A 1,805-nucleotide genomic window follows, 5' to 3' on the forward strand; every position below is an offset into this window, starting at 1 on the left:
ATGCAATGTTACAATGTGAGTACAAATAAATAGCTGACTGAACAGCGAAAAAAATGTTATTTGTAATTTGAAACTAAAACTTACTTAATTATAAGGGAAAAAATTATATGGAAACAACAAATAATGGAGTGCAAAAAGCACAATTTCAAGAAATAAATATAGCATCATTTAATAATAATGCAGCGGTTCTGGATGAACATATCTTGTGCTAATTATACGTTAGGAACCTATGAGCTTACGGTAAATTTGAAAGTGCGAATGGGACCGGGAACAGACTATAAAGCAAAAGCATATTCACAGCTGACAACAAATGGAAAGGCTCACGCTACTTCAGGAGGAGTACTGAAACGTGGTACTAAGGTTACGGTAAGTGAAATTATTAGAAATGGTGATGATACGTGGGGAAAGATTCCAAGTGGATATATAGCGCTGAATTATGGTGGTAAAAATTATGTTAATAAAGCTATTTAGAAATCAATTTTAATGATTAACTAATACAAACCGCATATGCAACAAACTAATAAAAAATATAAAACTGTTTATTTTTATAGAAAGATATTGACGGAATAAAAAATATCTATTAATATAGTCTAAATAAAAACATTTATATTACTAGGAGGGATTATGATGAGTTATTTTAGAAAAAAATTATCATTGTTATTAGCGTTTGCTATGCTAATAACAACTATGGGCACTACAGTTAATGCAAATGTTGGTCAGAACACTGTTGTGTCTGAACAAATAAGCAGTATTTCAATTAATACAATTACTGTTATGGACTCAGGTGTATATATTAAAGGTACATATTATTCACAATCGGAATTTATTCAATTACTTAATAATGCAGAAGAAATCACTCAAAATCCGGCAGATGGATTAATGAGTAATCGTTCTGCAATAGCTCTTGCAGCAGGTACATGGTGGATACCCGGTGTAGGTGAAGTAGTTGTTACAGCAGCAGGTGTAGTGGTAGTGGCAGGTGTTGCAATTACAGCAGGTAACTGGGTATATAAAGCAGTTACAAATTGGTTTGCTAAAAGAGCATTTAATAATTCGGCAGAAAATGCTGTTAATAATTGTAATAGTAATAAACAAAATCATATTATGAATCAAAAGCACAATTGGAATAAATTTAATAAAGACCCTAAGTGGAGTGATGTTTCTCCAATCCTGATTAAAGCTTTAAAAGAGGGTACAGAAAAATGGGAAACAGGAGATCAATATATTCGTACGCTTGTTTACAAAGGCAATACAGTTGTGGTACGCTTTATAAAAGATGCAGAAGGGCTTGTCAAATATATTAGTACAGCTTGGACAGAGTAAGGTTAGGACGGATAAAAATGAATTTTAAAGAATATTTTAAATTTGAAAGTGAAGTTATACCTATTAATTTAATAACACAGTTAACAGAAAAAGAATTAGACGATTTGTATTCTTCAAATGATGAAACACTTCAATTTAATGTGTTTTTTATTTTGCTGAATGAATATCATTATTTAAAAAAAGAAAAAGCAAAAGAAGAGTTAGCACATGTATGCTATCTTTTGTCTTATTACTTATTTATTCCGCTTACACCGCCACATTCAGAGGAACTTGCTTTAGCGTATGCTGAAGAAGCACTTAATTATAGCGAAAATTCTAAATATGCTGAGTGGATTGAAGAAGTGAAACGTGGTAATTAAATTAAATGATGAAAGTTGATTATATAAAGGGACTATCCCAAAGTTTGTGTAAACCTTCAAACTGATGTAAGATAAACTTACACAGTTTGGAGGTTTTTTTATGGCTAGAAAAAATGACAGCCC

General features: G+C 31.2%; 3 protein-coding genes. All 3 read left to right on the top strand.

Translation table 11 applies throughout. The annotated features are described in order from the left end of the window. The first annotated feature begins 192 nt into the window (after positions 1 to 192). The 3 genes from C8E03_RS19840 (at position 193) to C8E03_RS19850 (ending at position 1,682) form a co-directional block, all read left to right on the top strand. Positions 193 to 471 carry a hypothetical protein gene (locus tag C8E03_RS19840; protein WP_110291932.1) on the top strand — a complete coding sequence of 93 codons (279 nt, stop codon included), beginning with the start codon at positions 193 to 195 and terminating at the stop codon, positions 469 to 471. A 156-nt stretch (positions 472 to 627) separates the two neighbouring features. After that, the gene (locus tag C8E03_RS19845; protein ID WP_207657820.1) at positions 628 to 1,323 is read left to right on the top strand and encodes a polymorphic toxin type 35 domain-containing protein; all 696 of its coding nucleotides are present in this window, start codon (positions 628 to 630) and stop codon (positions 1,321 to 1,323) included. Between the two features lie 17 nt (positions 1,324 to 1,340). Next, positions 1,341 to 1,682 (top strand): hypothetical protein, encoded by a 342-nt coding sequence (locus C8E03_RS19850; RefSeq protein WP_110291934.1) that lies wholly within the window; start codon positions 1,341 to 1,343, stop codon positions 1,680 to 1,682. The last annotated feature ends 123 nt before the right edge of the window (positions 1,683 to 1,805 follow it).

The organism is Lachnotalea glycerini (assembly GCF_003201285.1).
Taxonomy (GTDB): Bacteria; Bacillota; Clostridia; order Lachnospirales; family Lachnospiraceae; genus Lachnotalea; species Lachnotalea glycerini.